Origin of the sequence: Sinomonas halotolerans, assembly GCF_039615075.1 — a bacterium.
GTDB classification, from domain to species: domain Bacteria; phylum Actinomycetota; class Actinomycetes; order Actinomycetales; family Micrococcaceae; genus Sinomonas; species Sinomonas halotolerans.
Window position 1 is genome coordinate 183,385 of sequence record NZ_JBDFRB010000003.1, and the last position, 13,518, is coordinate 196,902.

At 69.9% G+C, this 13,518-nt stretch carries 12 protein-coding genes; 8 read left to right on the top strand and 4 right to left on the bottom strand.

Annotation, left to right across the window (positions count from 1 at the left end; all coding sequences use genetic code 11):
* Positions 1 to 47: 47 nt before the first annotated feature.
* The 3 genes from ABCQ75_RS04990 to nadE all read right to left on the bottom strand — a co-directional run bounded on the left by ABCQ75_RS04990 (position 48) and on the right by nadE (position 2,651).
* Entirely contained in the window at positions 48 to 887 is an 840-nt protein-coding gene (locus ABCQ75_RS04990; protein WP_345883506.1) for a DUF8083 family protein, read from the bottom strand.
* Positions 888 to 918: 31 nt separating this feature from the next.
* On the bottom strand, positions 919 to 1,731 hold the full coding sequence (locus ABCQ75_RS04995; RefSeq protein ID WP_345883508.1) for an exodeoxyribonuclease III: 813 nt from the start codon (positions 1,729 to 1,731) through the stop codon (positions 919 to 921).
* Between the two features lie 74 nt (positions 1,732 to 1,805).
* Positions 1,806 to 2,651, bottom strand: a complete 846-nt coding sequence (gene nadE, locus ABCQ75_RS05000) for an ammonia-dependent NAD(+) synthetase (protein ID WP_345883510.1) — start codon at positions 2,649 to 2,651, stop codon at positions 1,806 to 1,808.
* A gap of 112 nt (positions 2,652 to 2,763) precedes the next feature.
* Between nadE and ABCQ75_RS05005 the strand changes: the two genes are divergently transcribed.
* From ABCQ75_RS05005 to ABCQ75_RS05035, 7 genes are all read left to right on the top strand, one after another.
* Positions 2,764 to 3,891: a Gfo/Idh/MocA family protein gene (locus ABCQ75_RS05005; RefSeq protein WP_345883512.1), complete on the top strand. Its 1,128-nt coding sequence runs from the start codon at positions 2,764 to 2,766 to the stop codon at positions 3,889 to 3,891.
* Positions 3,892 to 4,049: 158 nt separating this feature from the next.
* Positions 4,050 to 5,570 (top strand): ABC transporter substrate-binding protein, encoded by a 1,521-nt coding sequence (locus tag ABCQ75_RS05010; protein WP_345883513.1) that lies wholly within the window; start codon positions 4,050 to 4,052, stop codon positions 5,568 to 5,570.
* 71 nt (positions 5,571 to 5,641) lie between these two features.
* Positions 5,642 to 6,583, top strand: a complete 942-nt coding sequence (locus ABCQ75_RS05015) for an ABC transporter permease (RefSeq protein WP_345883515.1) — start codon at positions 5,642 to 5,644, stop codon at positions 6,581 to 6,583.
* Positions 6,580 to 8,511 (top strand): dipeptide/oligopeptide/nickel ABC transporter permease/ATP-binding protein, encoded by a 1,932-nt coding sequence (locus ABCQ75_RS05020; protein WP_345883517.1) that lies wholly within the window; start codon positions 6,580 to 6,582, stop codon positions 8,509 to 8,511. Before ABCQ75_RS05015 ends, ABCQ75_RS05020 begins: the two co-directional genes overlap by 4 nt.
* 8 nt (positions 8,512 to 8,519) lie before the next feature.
* Positions 8,520 to 9,353, top strand: coding sequence for an ATP-binding cassette domain-containing protein (locus ABCQ75_RS05025; protein ID WP_345883765.1), 834 nt, complete (start codon positions 8,520 to 8,522; stop codon positions 9,351 to 9,353).
* A gap of 38 nt (positions 9,354 to 9,391) precedes the next feature.
* Positions 9,392 to 10,252 carry a sugar phosphate isomerase/epimerase family protein gene (locus tag ABCQ75_RS05030; RefSeq protein WP_345883519.1) on the top strand — a complete coding sequence of 287 codons (861 nt, stop codon included), beginning with the start codon at positions 9,392 to 9,394 and terminating at the stop codon, positions 10,250 to 10,252.
* Positions 10,253 to 10,278: 26 nt separating this feature from the next.
* A complete protein-coding gene (locus ABCQ75_RS05035) occupies positions 10,279 to 11,445 on the top strand; it encodes a Gfo/Idh/MocA family protein (protein WP_345883520.1) in 1,167 nt (388 codons plus the stop codon).
* Positions 11,446 to 11,509: 64 nt separating this feature from the next.
* On the opposite strand, the gene ABCQ75_RS05040 is transcribed toward ABCQ75_RS05035, so the two are convergent.
* Positions 11,510 to 12,550, bottom strand: a complete 1,041-nt coding sequence (locus ABCQ75_RS05040) for a LacI family DNA-binding transcriptional regulator (protein ID WP_427916041.1) — start codon at positions 12,548 to 12,550, stop codon at positions 11,510 to 11,512.
* A gap of 121 nt (positions 12,551 to 12,671) precedes the next feature.
* On the opposite strand from ABCQ75_RS05040, the gene ABCQ75_RS05045 reads away from it, so the two are divergent.
* Positions 12,672 to 13,505 carry a sugar phosphate isomerase/epimerase family protein gene (locus tag ABCQ75_RS05045; RefSeq protein WP_345883523.1) on the top strand — a complete coding sequence of 278 codons (834 nt, stop codon included), beginning with the start codon at positions 12,672 to 12,674 and terminating at the stop codon, positions 13,503 to 13,505.
* Positions 13,506 to 13,518 lie beyond the last annotated feature (13 nt).

Sequence of the window (13,518 nt, forward strand, 5' to 3'; positions counted from 1 at the left end):
CGGCGTGACCGGTACGGCCTGTCTGGCCGGCGCCACTGGCCCGCGCCCTACGAGGCGCGGGCCAGCTGCCGTATGGGGATCCAACGGGACGCGAGGCGCCGGTAGGCCGCGGCGGCCCCGGTCATGTCCCCTTCCGCGAGGCATTCGATCCCGAGCAGGACGTCGAGCGGCGACTCGTCCGGGTGCACGCGGTCGGCGACCGCGCCGTAGTCCAGCTCGACCGCCGAGTCCGGGTGGAACTCCTCGAGCCATTCCGTGAGCGCGGTGAGCTCGTCCAGCATGTTCATCTCCGGCGCCGCCAAGGCCAGGTTGGCGACGGCGAAGCGGGCGCGGCTGATGGCCTTGGACCATGAGGTCGTGATGCGGACGGTCCGGATCCGGCCGTCCTGCTCGACCACCTCGGTGGGGTCCTGCTGGTGGAACAGCACGAACCAGCTGAAGGGGATCCCCCACAGGGACTCCCGCGTGTTCACGCGCGGGCTCGCGGCCTCCGCTGCGATCTGGTCCACGCGCTCCTGGTGCCGGTTGCGCGCCGCCTCCGGGAGCAGCACGTTGGCGAGCTGGGCCGGGGCGGTGGTGAGGACGGACTCTGCCGCGAGACCGGAGCGGAGCACGAGCTGCGAGGGGCAGTACAGCTTGCGGCCGTCCACGGTGAGCGTGCGGGTGAACTCCGCCGCACTGTCCGGGAACGGGTCGCCCGCGGAGCCGATGATGCGGCCCATGGCCGCATCCGCCTCGGCCTGGTCGAGCTCGACCCGGCCGGCCGCGTGCTCGCCGAGGCTGCGCTCGATCCGGGAGCGCTCGGCGGCGTTGAAGGCCTCGAGCGGCTCGTAGACGCGCAGCTGCGAGGCGAGCGGGAGCCCCGCGTGACTGCGCGCGCCGCTCATGGGCGGCTCCGTGCGCGGAGGCCCCGCGCGTTCACTCGTCCTCCGAGAGCTCGACGACGACGGGCGCGTGGTCGCTCGCGCCCTTCCCCTTGCGCTCCTCCCGGTCGATGTGCGCATTCACGACCCGGGCGGCGAGGGCTGGGGAGGCGAGGACGAAGTCGATTCGCATGCCCTCCCTGCGGGGGAAGCGGAGCTGCGTGTAGTCCCAGTAGGTGTAGACGCCGGGGCCGGGGGTGTGGCGGCGCACCACGTCCTCGAAGCCTGTGGCCTCGAAGGCCCGGAACGCGTCCCGCTCGGGCTCGCTCACGTGGGTGAGGCCGGCGGTGCGGAAGTAGTCGATGTCCCAGACGTCCTCGTCCTGCGGGGCGATGTTCCAGTCGCCCATGAGCGCGATCTGCGCCTGGGGGTCCTGCGAGATCCACTCGGCGGCGTGGCCGTTGAGGACCTTGAGCCAGTCGAGCTTGTAGGGCATGTGCTCGTCGTCGAGCGAGCGGCCGTTGGGGACGTAGAGGCTCCACACCCGGACCCCGTTGCAGGTGGCCCCGATGGCGCGCGCCTCCTGGACCGGGTCCTTGCCGCCCTTGCCGAAGGCGGGCTGGTCCGGGAACGTGCGCTCGACGTCCGTGAGCCCCACACGGGAGGCGATCGCCACGCCGTTCCACTGGCTCAGCCCGAAGTGCGCCACCTCGTACCCGTTGCGCTCGAAGAGCTCCCAGGGGAAGTTCTCGTCCTTGCACTTGGTCTCCTGGATGGCCACGACGTCCACGTCGCTGCGCAGCAGCCATCCCTCCACACGGTCGGCGCGGGCGCGGAGGGAGTTCACGTTCCAGGTAGCGATCTTCACGCGCCCACGCTATCAACATCGACGCTGACGCGGGCAGGGCCGCCCCCCACTGCCTCAACGCCGTTGGGGCATGCCTAGCGGCTCCACTCCTCGGGCCCCTCGTGCCACCACGTGTCGAAGATGGTCACCGGCACAGTGCGCTTGTGGCGGGTGAGGAGGTAGCGCTTCTCGATCGACTCGGCTGCGGCCTCGGGAACGTCCCGGCCTTCGAGGTAGTCGTCGATCTGCTCGTAGGTGATGCCGAGCTCGTGCTCGTCGTGCCGGCCGGGCTCCAGGTCCAGGAGGTCCGCGGTGGGGATCTTCTGCCAGATCCGGTCAGGAGCGCCGAGATGCTGGAGGAGCTGGCGGTTCTGGCGCTTGTCGAGCCCGAAGAGGGGCAGGATGTCCGCGCCGCCGTCGCCGTACTTCGTGAAGAAGCCGGTGACGGACTCGGCGCCGTGGTCGGTGCCGATGACCAGGAGCTGCCGCTCCCCGGCGACCATGTACTGGGCGGTCATGCGTGCGCGGGCCTTGGTGTTCCCGCGTGTGAAGTCGCTGAGCTCGGTACCCGGAGTCTGCTCGTACGCCTGCTCGAAGCCGGCCACGGCCTCCTTGATGTTGAAGGTCCACTCGGTCTTCGCCGCCACGAAGTCGAGAGCCGCCTGTGCGTCCTCCTCGTCGTGCTGGTTGCCATGCGGAAGCCGCACGGCCACGAAGTCCGCCTCGATGCCCTCCTCGGCGAGCGACTCGACCGCGAGCTGGGCGAGCCTCCCCGCGAGGGACGAGTCGAGGCCTCCCGAGATGCCGAGGACGAAGCCCTTCGCGTGCGTCGCCTTGAGATAGTCCTTGAGGAATCCGACGCGCGCAGCCACCTCGGCAGCGGGGTCGATCTCGGGCTTGACGCCCATCTCCTCGATGATCTTCGCCTGGAGTTCGCGCATGGGGTCAGCGTAGTACAGGTGCCGTGGCGGAGGGCTGCGTGACCCTCGCCGGCGATGGCATGCCGTGGCAATCGGTTGCTAGCGCGAGACGCGCGTCACTAGCGTGGGACGCATGCCCAGTGACGCGCACCGAAGCCTGCCCCTCCGCGCCGCCGTGGTGGGCTGCGGGGACATCTCCGCCCAGCATGCCGAGGCCATCGCGGCGGTGCCCGAGGCGGTCCTCGCCGCCGTCGTCGACACCGACGGCGCACGGCGGGAGGCGGCCCGGAGGCGCTATGGCGTGCCCGGCTACGCCAGCCTCGGCGACCTGCTCGCGGCCGGGGGCATCGACGTCGTGCACCTGTGCACTCCGCACAGCGAGCACGCCGGTCAGGCGGTCGCGGCGCTCGCGGCGGGCGTGCACGTCCTGACGGAGAAGCCGCTCGCGCACACGCTCGAGGGGGCCGAGGCGGTCGTTGCCGCGGCGCGCGCAGTCCGCGGCCGCGCGTCCCTCGGCGTGTGCTTCCAGAACCGCTACAACGCGCCTGTCCGAGCGCTCGCGGAGGTCCTCGCCTCCGGCGCCGCCGGGCGGATCCTGGGCGCGCATGCCACCGTGTTCTGGCACCGCGGCCCCGAGTACTACGCGGCGCGACCATGGCGCGGCACGTGGGCGGGCAGCGGCGGCGGCCTCCTCATGAACCAGGCGATCCACACCCTCGACCTCCTCCAGTGGCTCCTCGGGCCGGCACGGGTCGTGGCGGGGTCGGCGTCAAACCTCTCGCTCGGCGGGGTGATCGAGGTGGAGGACACCGCGCAGATCCTCCTCGAGCACGCCGCGGACGGCATGCCGCAGGCCGGCATGGCGCACGACGGCGTGGGGCGGGCTCCCGGGCCGGGCCGCGCCCCGGGCGCGGGACAGCCCGTGCGGTCCGTCTTCTTCGCCACCAATGCCAACGGCGTCAATGCGCCGGTGGCGATCGAGATCGAGACCGAGGAGGCCAGGCTCAGCCTGTGCGGTGACCTGACCGTGCGCTGGGCGGACGGCCGGATCGAGACGGTGGAGGAGGCGGGAGCCCTGCCGGGCGGGAGGAGTTACTGGGGTGCTTCGCACCGGCTCCTCATCGCCGATTTCTACCGCTCGGTGGCGGCCGGGGTGCCCTTCTGGATCGACGCGGAGGCCGCGGCGCCGTCGCTGCGGCTGATCAAGGACCTGTACGCGCGCTCCTACGCGCTGGGCCCGTGGGCGAGTCCGGTCGCCTAGAGAGGCTGTGCCTCCGTGCTGGATGTGACTCCGGCAACTTTTGGCAAACGGTTGTCTACCATCCGGCCACGTCCGTAGCGTGATCTGCAGACCGGTTGTGATGGGTCTCACACGCGAGTGGGACGCACCGGGAACGCACCCCTCCAGAGGAGCTGACAATGAAGTTACGCCTGAGCGCCGCGGCCGTCCTGGCCGCCGCATCACTCACCCTCGCCGCCTGCGGCGGCGGTTCCAGCGCGACCGGTGGCCAAGGCGGCGCGCCCGCCCTGACCCTGGGCACGCTCGTGGACCTGCGCTCGTGGGACCCATCCCAGGCCCACGTGGGCCACGTCCTGCAGCCTTACCAGCTCGCCTACGATTCGCTGCTTCTCCGCGAGCCGGACGGCACGCTGAGCCCCATGCTGGCGACCGAATGGGAGTACAACGCGGACAACACGGTCCTCACCATGGACCTCCGCACGGACGTCACCTTCAGCGACGGCGCGAAGTTCGACGCCGCGGCCGCTAAGGCCAACCTGGATGGTTTCAAGAAGGCGAACGGGCCGCAGATGCAGCAGCTCGCCGCCGTCAAGGAGGTCAAGGCGGTCGATGAGGACACCATCGAGCTGAGCCTGTCGAAGCCGGACCCCTCGCTCGAGTTCTACCTGAGCCAGGCGGCTGGCCTCATGGCCAGCCCGAAGGCGATCGGCAGCGAGGGCATCAAGACGAACCCCGTGGGCAGCGGGCCCTACGTCATGGACAAGGCCGCCACCGTAGCCGGTTCGCAGTACGTGTTCACGGCACGTGAGGGCTACTGGAACAAGGACCTCCAGAAGTTCTCGAAGGTCACCCTCAAGTACCTCCAGGACCCCACGGCTCGCGTCAACGCCATCGTGTCCGGGCAGGTGGACGCCACGCTCCTCGACCCGAAGACGGGCAAGCAGGCGGACGGCGCCGGCCTCCAGCTCGTGACCAACCAGGTGGACTGGTCGGGGCTCCTGCTCCTCGACCGCAACGGCGAGGTGAACAAGCCGCTCGGCGACGTCCGCGTCCGTCAGGCCATCAACTACGCGCTCGACCGCAAGACGCTCCTCGAGCAGATCAACTTCGGCCAGGGCACTCCCACGAGCCAGGTCTTCGGCAAGGACTCCGGTGCCTGGGCCGAGTCCCTCGAGGACGCCTACCCGTACAACCCGGAGAAGGCCAAGGCGCTGCTCAAGGAGGCCGGGCACGCGGATGACGTGGTCATCGAGGTCCCGACCCTGCCCGGCAGCGAGGCCATGCTCGCCGCGATCAAGCAGCAGCTCGGCGAAGTCGGCATCACGTTCAACCCGGGCGCCGCGCTCACGTCGACCTACACCTCGGACATCGCCGCCAAGAAGTTCACCGCACTCTTCTTCAACCTGTTCCAGGGCGAGCCGTGGGTCGCGATCAACCAGATGGTCTCCACCAAGGCCCTCTACAACCCGTTCAAGACCACCACGCCCGAGCTGCAGGCCAAGATCGACGCCGTCGAGGTCGCGGGCAAGGACGCCGGCAAGGCGGCCCAGGAGGTCAACCAGTACGTCACCGAGAACGCGTGGTTCGCACCGCTCTTCCGGGTCAACCAGATGTACTACGTCAACCCCAAGAAGGTCACGGTCACGCCGCAGGTCCAGCAGGCGGTCCCGTCGATCTACAACTACGCGCCGGCCAAGTAGCCGCGACGGTGGCGCCCGGGCCCTAGGCTCCGGGCGCCACCGGCTACCCCGCCCACACCCCGGAGCCAGCCATGATCCCGTTCATCCTCAAGCGGCTCGGCAGCGGACTCGTCGTCCTGCTGACCGTCTCCGTCCTCACCTTCGTGCTGCTGTACATGTCCAGCGGCAGCATCGCCCGCAACATCGTCGGCGACCAGGCCACGCCCGAGCAGGTCGCCGCCAAGGAGGCCGAGCTCGGCCTCGACCAGCCCCTCGCCGTGCGCTACCTCTCGTGGATCGGCAATGCCCTCCAAGGAGACCTGGGGACCAGCTGGTTCACGTCCGAGCCCGTCGCCCATGCGATCGGGAACCGACTCCCCATCACCATGACGATGGTCTTCGTCGCGATGGGCTTCATCGCGGTCATCGCGGCGCTCATCGGGGTTGCGGCCGCGGTGCGGCGCGGCTGGGTGGACCGCATGGTCCAGGTCGGGGCCGTCGTCGGCGACGCCATCCCGGGGTTCGTGATCGGAATCGTCCTCGTGACGTTCTTCGCCATCCAGCTGAAGGCCTTCCCCGCGACGAGCACGATCGTCCCGGGCGCCGGGCCGGAGGCGTGGGTGCTCTCGCTCACGCTGCCGGTCCTGGCCCTCGTGCTCAACGGCGTCACGGGCGGGGCACAGCAGATCCGCTCCGCCGTCATCAAGCAGCTCGAGCGGGACTACGTCCGCACGCTTCGCTCGCGCGGGATCGGCGAGAACGAGATCCTCTTCAAGCACGTGCTCCGCAGCGCGGCTCCCGCCGGCCTCACGGTGCTGAGCCTGCAGCTCATCGGCATGCTCGGCGGCGTCCTCATCATCGAGACGATCTTCGCCCTCCCGGGCCTCGGCCCCATGGCCGTATCCTCGACGAGCCTCGGCGACCTCCCCGTCGTCATGGGCGTCGTCATGTACACGGTCGTCGTCGTGATCATCGTGAACCTGATCGTCGACCTCCTCAACGGCTGGCTCAACCCCAAGGTGCGTGTCTCATGACCACCCTCGCGTCCACCCGTCCGGGCCCTGCCGGACCTGACCCCGACACTGGACAGGCCGGGACGGTCGTCCGCTCGAGCGCCTTCCTGCGCCTGCTCAGGAACCCGCTCGGCATCGCGGCGATCGCGGTCCTCGGCGCCATGGTGGTTCTTGCCGTGTTCGCCCCGGTGATCGCGCCGTTCGACCAGAACTACGCGAACATCGCCAAGACCCTCGCGGCGCCCGACGTCGTCAACCTCCTGGGCACGGACTCCGCCGGCCGGGACATCTTCAGCCGGATCGCCTTCGGCGCCCAGCTGACCCTGGCCTCCGCGCTCCTGTGCGCCGCGGTGGCGATCGCGATCGGCCTGCCCACAGGCCTCATCGCCGGCTACTACGGCGGCTTCTTCGACAGCGCGAGCAACTGGGTCGTCTCGATCCTCATGAGCCTCCCGGGCCTGATCGTGCTCCTCACGATCCGGGCCGCCTTCGGCCCCAGCGTGTGGACCGCGATGATCGCCTTCGGCATCCTCATCAGCCCGAGCTACTTCCGGCTCACGCGCTCCGCCGTCCAGTCCGTGCGGAACGAGCTCTACGTCGACGCCGCACGGGTGGCCGGGCTGAGCGACGCGAGCATCATCGGTCGACACGTCTTCTCCGTGGTCCGCGCCCCGATCATCATCCAGACCGCTGCCGTGTGCGGGATCGCCATCGCCATCCAGTCCGGCCTCGAATTCCTGGGCCTCGGCGACCCGTCCCAGGCCACGTGGGGCGTGATGCTCAACGACGGCTTCAAGAACGTCTACCTCGCCCCGACCGTGCTCCTCTGGCCCGCCCTCGCTATGGGCCTCACGATCGGCGCACTCGTGCTCCTCGGCAACGCCGTCCGGGACGCGCTCGAGGACACGGACCGGGTGCGCGGACGCAGGTCGGGAGCGACGACCGCGGCCACGACCGCAGCGCTCGGTTCCGCGACGAGCGCCGCGATGGGGTCGACGTCGGGCGCTGACACAGCGCCGCACCACGCCAAGGCACGGCCCGTCGCGAAAGCGGCCGTGCCACCGGTCGAGGACGGGACCGAGCACCACCTGGTCAAGGTGACCCACCTCGGCATCGGCTATCCGCAGGCGGACGGCAGCATCAAGAAGGTCGTCGACGACGTCTCGTTCCACGTGGACCGCGGCGAGGTGGTCGGGATCGTCGGCGAGTCCGGCTCGGGCAAGTCGCAGACGGCGTTCTCGATCCTCGGACTCCTGCCGGACAACGCGCGCGTCGTCGCCGGGACCGTCCAGTTCGACGGGAAGTACACCGTGGCCCCCGCGGACGACCGTGTGGACGAGGGCAGGCTGCGGCCCCTGCGCGGGAAGCGGATCGCGTACATCCCGCAGGAGCCCATGAGCAACCTCGACCCGGCGTTCACGATCGGGTACCAGCTCGTGACGCCCATGGTCCGCGTCCTCGGCATCACGAAGGCCGAGGCGAAGGCCCGCGCGCTCAAGCTACTGGCCGACGTCGGCATCCCGCACCCCGAGCGGACGTTCGCTGCCTACCCGCACGAGGTCTCGGGTGGCATGGCCCAGCGCGTCCTCATTGCCGGCGCCATGAGCTGCGAGCCGGACCTCATCATCGCCGACGAGCCCACGACGGCGCTCGACGTCACCGTGCAGGCAGAGGTCCTCGACCTCCTGCGCGACCTCCAGTCCCGGCTCGGGATGGGGATGATCCTCGTGACCCACAACTTCGGCGTCGTCGCCGACCTGTGCGACCGCGTCGTCGTCATGCAGAACGGCCGCCTCGTCGAGGAAGGACCCGTCCGGGACATCCTCCGCTCCCCGCGGGAGGGCTACACGCAGATGCTGCTCGCCTCGATGCTCGAGGGCAAGGAACCCATGACCACGCTGGGCGCGCAGAGCTCCCAGAAGCGTGCAGAGAAGGAGGCCGTGCGATGAGCAGCGCAATGAGCAGGAAGCTCCTGACGGTGGCGGACCTCGTCGTCGAGTACCCGGGCAAGGGGTTCCGGGCCAAGCCGTTCCGCGCGCTCAAGGGCGTGGGCGTAGCCATCGAGGCGGGGAAGACCCTGGGCCTCGTGGGCGAGTCGGGCTCCGGCAAGACGACCCTCGGCCGGGCCGTCCTCGGCCTCGCCCCCGTCACGGGGGGCTCGGTCGTCTTCGACGGCCAGGACATCTCCCATGCGTCCCGCGCCGAGCGCCGCCGCCTGTCCCGGGACATCCAGGTGGTGTTCCAGGACCCGTACACGTCTCTCAACCCGGCCATGCAGATCGGGGACATCCTCGCCGAGCCGCTGCGGGTCCAGGGCCGCAGCGAGTCGGAGGCGCGGGGCCGCATTCGCGAGCTCCTCGACGAGGTGCACCTGCCCGCCGACGCGATCCACCGCCTCCCGCGCGAGTTCTCGGGCGGCCAGCGCCAGCGGATCGCGATCGCCCGGGCGCTGGCCCTCTCGCCCAAGCTCATCGTGTGCGACGAGCCGGTCTCGGCGCTCGACCTCTCGACGCAGGCCCGCGTCCTGGACCTCTTCCTCGAGATCCAGCGGGACACGGGCGTGTCCTACCTGTTCGTCTCGCACGACCTCGACGTGGTGCGCCACATCTCGCACCGGGTGGCGGTCATGTACCACGGCGAGATCGTCGAACAGGGCGACGCCGAGCAGGTCACGCGCGCGCCCGAGCACCCCTACACCCAGCGGCTCCTCCTCGCCTCGCCGGTACCCGACCCGGACCGGCAGGCAGAGCGCCGTGCCCAGAGGAAGGCGCTCCTCGCCTCCGGCGTGTGAGACCGACGAGAAACCCACCAGACGGGAGAAGAAGGACGATGGCGAGAATCGGCGTTCAGGCGATGATGCTCAGGGAGGGCTTCGCCCAGGAAGGACCGTTCGAGACCCTGCGCAGGGTGGCGGAGATCGGGTACCGCGCCGTGGAGGTCTCGCAGATCCCCATGGACGAGGCGAACCTTGCGGAGCTGGACCGGGCCCGCGCCGAGCTCGGGATCGAGTTCGCGGCGCTCTCGGTGCAGGTCGACGGCGACCCCGGCCAGACGCCGTACGCCGTCCTGGGCGACTTGGAGCGCACGGTCGAGGACTGCCGGCGCCTCGGCACGAAGATGCTGCGCATCGGCATGCTGCCCATGGGGGAGCTGCGGTCGGAGCGGACGGTTCTGGACTACGCGAAGCGGGCCAACGAGGCCGCCGAGGCCCTCGGCGAGCACGGTATCGAGCTGTACTACCACAACCACCATGTCGAGTTCGCGAAGATGGGCGGAAGGCACGTGCTGGACGTCCTCGCCGAGGCGGCGCCCGCCATGGGCCTCGAGATCGACGTCCACTGGGTGGCCCGCGGCGGGCTCGACCCGGTGCGCACCCTGCAGAAGTACGCGGGCCGCACGGCCATGGTCCACCTCAAGGACTATCGGATCGGCGTGCTCCCCGAGGAGGGCATTGCGGCGTACGAGGCGGGCGACTTCGCGGCCTTCATGGGCCATTTCGCCAGCGTGGTCCAGTTCGCCGAGGTGGGCGAGGGCAACCTCGACTTCGGGGCGATCATCCCGGCGGCGATCGACGCCGGGGCCGAGTACCTCCTGGTCGAGCAGGACCAGCTCTACGGGCGCACCGTGTTCGAGGCGCTGCAGACCTCGCACGACAACCTCGTGGCCCTCGGCTTCGCCGACCTCTTCTGATCCCACACACGAAGGAAGCACACACCATGAGCAGGAAAGTCCGTCTGGGCATCGTCGGCTTCGGCGCCCAGGGCAGCGCGTACGCGAAGTTCATCGCGGAGGGGATGGTGCCGAGCGTCGAACTCGTCGCCGTCGCCGACACCGACCCGTCCAAGAAGGAGAGGATTGCCGAGCTGCACCCGGAGGTCCAGTACTTCGACGACTACCTGACCCTCCTCGAGAGCGGCGCGGTGGAGGCGGTCGTGACGACCGTCCCGCACTATCTCCACCCCGAGATGGGCATCCAGGCCCTCGAGCGCGGCGTCCACGTGCTGCTCGAGAAGCCCGCCGGTGTCTACACGAAGCAGGTCGCGGCGCTGAACGCCTACGCCGCGGCCAGGCCAGAGCTCACGTTCGCGATCATGTTCAACCAGCGCAACAACCCGCTCTACCGCCGCCTCAAGGAGATCGTGGACGCCGGCGAGATCGGCACGATCCGACGCGCCAACTGGATCATCACCACGTGGTGGCGCCCGCAGGGCTACTACAACCAGTCCGAATGGCGCGCCACGTGGGGCGGCGAGGGCGGCGGCGTCCTCGTCAACCAGGCCCCGCACCAGCTCGACCTGTGGCAATGGATCTGCGGCGTGCCGAAGTCCGTCTACGCCAAGGCCGCGTACGGCTTCCGCCGCGACATCGCGGTCGAGGACGAGGTCACCGCCGTCGTGGACTACGGCGACGGCGCGACGGGCGTCTTCGTGACAGCGACGCACGACATCACGGGCACGGACCGCTTCGAGATCCTCGGCGACGCGGGCAAGATCGTCGTCGAGGACTCCAAGACGGCGGTCGTGACCCGCCTCAACCGCCCCGAGCGGGAGATCAGCGAGGGCATGGGCATGGAGGACGTGCGCCGCATGTTCATGGGGGAGTTCGACCCCTCCGAGCTGTACACCCGCGAGACGATCGAGTTCGCCTCGGCGTGGGGCGAGCAGCACTCGGGCGTCCTGGAGAACTTCGCCGCCAACATCCTGGACGGGACGCCGCTCCTCGCTCCCGGCAGCGACGGCATCCAGGGCGTGCGCCTCGCCAACGCCATCCACCTCTCGAGCTGGAAGGGCCACGAGGTGCCCCTCGACTTCGACGAGGACGAGTTCCTGGCCCTTCTCAACGAGCGGATTGCCGCGGAGGGCACGTTCCCGCAGCGCGCCTGACGGCTGGGTCCGGCGGAGGCTCCGCAGATGGCGTCGGCGACGCCGGCTGGGGAGCCTCCGCCGTCTACGGCGCCTTTGCCGACGCCGGTGCGGGACCGGTGGACTCCCTGATCTCGAGGTGCGTGGGCATGACAGCGAGCTTCCGGGGCGTCCCGCCGCGCGTCGGGTCGAGCTGGGCGAGCAGCATCGAGACGGCGGTGCGGCCGGCCTGCTCGATGGGCGAGGCGATCGTGGTGAGGGGCGGATTGCAGAAGTCGGCTCCGAAGATGTCATCGCAGCCTACGATGCTCACGTCCTCCGGGACCCGGACTCCGCGCTCGCGGAGGCGGGCGAGCATGCCGATTGCGATGAGGTCGTTGAAGGCGATGAACGCCGTGGACCCCGTGCGCAGCGCGGCATCCGCGGCGGCAGCGCCCGAGGAGGTCTTGGGCGCGTAGGGCCCGATCCGCGTCGCCTCGATGCCGCGGCGGGCGGCGGCCTCTTCGATGGCCTTCCACCGCCGGTGAGTGGACCACGAGCTCGTAGGCCCGCCCACGTAGGTGACCTTCGTGTGGCCGAGGGAGGCCAGATGCTCGAGGGCCTGGACCATCGCGCCCGGGGTGTCCAGGAGCACGGTGGGGGCATCCGCCGTCGCGCGGTTGATCGTGACCATCGGGTGCCGGGACGCGGCGTCGGCCAGCTGTGCGTCGGTGAGGCGCGACGCGGCGAGGATGATCCCGTCCGAGGTCCGGCGCATCTTCCGCAGCGTCTCGAGCTCGATGTCGGTCGCCTCCTCGGTGTCCACGAGGAGCTGGGTGTAGCCGGCGGCCTTGAGCTGGTCCTGGGTGCCCCGGATGATGTCGAAGTAGAACGGGTTGGTAACGTCCGGGACCAGGACGGCGATGGCGCCTGTCCGCCCTGAGCTCAGGCCCCGTGCCTGCGTGCTGGGCACGTAGTTGAGCTGCGCGGCGATCTTCTCGATCTTCTCCCGGGTGCGCACGTTGACACGCTGCGGGTTGGAGAGTGCCCGCGAGACGGTGGAGGTTGCGACGCCGGCCCTTTCGGCGATGTCGCGGATGGTCGGCATGCGGTCCCGCGCCGTGGCTTCTTCGGTCATGCTCTCCATTGCAGCAGCTCTGGCAACATTTGGCAATCGCTTGCCAGAGCATTCGGCCGATTCCTAGGCTGGCTGTGTCGCGGCCTGAGGTGAGCTGCGTCACGCAGCCTGACCAAGGAGTGGAACGAACATGAGCGCAACGTGGCACCTGTCCGGCTTCGGAGACGAGATCGACGCCGATCCCCGCATCCAGGCGGCGGTCCTCCGGGCGCTCGGCGCCTCCCACATCGAGGTCCGCAGCGCGTGGGGCACCAACATCGTGGATCTGGACGAGGCCCAGCTCGCCGAGCTCAAGGCCGTCCTCGACGGTGCGGGCCTCGGCGTCTCCGCCGTCGCCTCGCCCATCGGCAAGGTGGACATCTCGCTCCCGGTCGAGCACGAGGTCGAGCGCCTGGGACGGGCCCTGCGCGCTGCAGAGGTCCTCGGGGCCCCCTATATCCGCATCTTCTCCTTCTACTACGAGGGCCGTGCTCCCGAGGACGTCCGCGACGCCGTCATCGAGCGCATGACGGCGCTCGCCCGCCGTGCCGAGGGGACCGGCGTCGTGCTCGTGCACGAGAACGAGAAGGACATCTTCGGCGATATCCCTGAGCGCGTGCTCGACCTCGTCGAGACCGTGGACTCCCCGGCGCTCAAGCTCGCGTGGGACCCCGCCAACTTCGTCCAGGTCGGCGTCAAGCCCTTCACCGAGGGATACGAGCTCCTTCGTCCCCACATCGCCTACCTCCAGGTCAAGGATGCGCTCGCGGACACGGGCACGGTCGTGCCGGCCGGCGAGGGCGACGGCGAAGTGCTGGCCACCGTCGAGGCACTGCGGGACAGCGGGTACACGGGCTTCGCATCGCTCGAGCCGCACCTCGCGGACGCCTTCGAACTCGGCGGCTTCAGCGGGCCCGAAGCGTTCGGCGTGGCTGCCCGGGCCTTCGCGAAGGTCCTCGACCGCGCCGGCGTCGAGGCGAACTGACGAGACTGAAGAG

Coding starts and splice junctions, on each gene's coding strand:
- ABCQ75_RS05020 (WP_345883517.1), top strand. CDS start 6,580: ATGACCACCCTCGCGTCCACCCGTCCGGGCCCTGCCGGACCTGACCCC.
- ABCQ75_RS05030 (WP_345883519.1), top strand. CDS start 9,392: ATGGCGAGAATCGGCGTTCAGGCGATGATGCTCAGGGAGGGCTTCGCC.
- ABCQ75_RS05040 (WP_427916041.1), bottom strand. CDS start 12,550: ATGGAGAGCATGACCGAAGAAGCCACGGCGCGGGACCGCATGCCGACC.
- ABCQ75_RS05005 (WP_345883512.1), top strand. CDS start 2,764: ATGCCCAGTGACGCGCACCGAAGCCTGCCCCTCCGCGCCGCCGTGGTG.
- nadE (WP_345883510.1), bottom strand. CDS start 2,651: ATGCGCGAACTCCAGGCGAAGATCATCGAGGAGATGGGCGTCAAGCCC.
- ABCQ75_RS05025 (WP_345883765.1), top strand. CDS start 8,520: ATGAGCAGGAAGCTCCTGACGGTGGCGGACCTCGTCGTCGAGTACCCG.
- ABCQ75_RS05015 (WP_345883515.1), top strand. CDS start 5,642: ATGATCCCGTTCATCCTCAAGCGGCTCGGCAGCGGACTCGTCGTCCTG.
- ABCQ75_RS05035 (WP_345883520.1), top strand. CDS start 10,279: ATGAGCAGGAAAGTCCGTCTGGGCATCGTCGGCTTCGGCGCCCAGGGC.
- ABCQ75_RS05010 (WP_345883513.1), top strand. CDS start 4,050: ATGAAGTTACGCCTGAGCGCCGCGGCCGTCCTGGCCGCCGCATCACTC.
- ABCQ75_RS05045 (WP_345883523.1), top strand. CDS start 12,672: ATGAGCGCAACGTGGCACCTGTCCGGCTTCGGAGACGAGATCGACGCC.
- ABCQ75_RS04990 (WP_345883506.1), bottom strand. CDS start 887: ATGAGCGGCGCGCGCAGTCACGCGGGGCTCCCGCTCGCCTCGCAGCTG.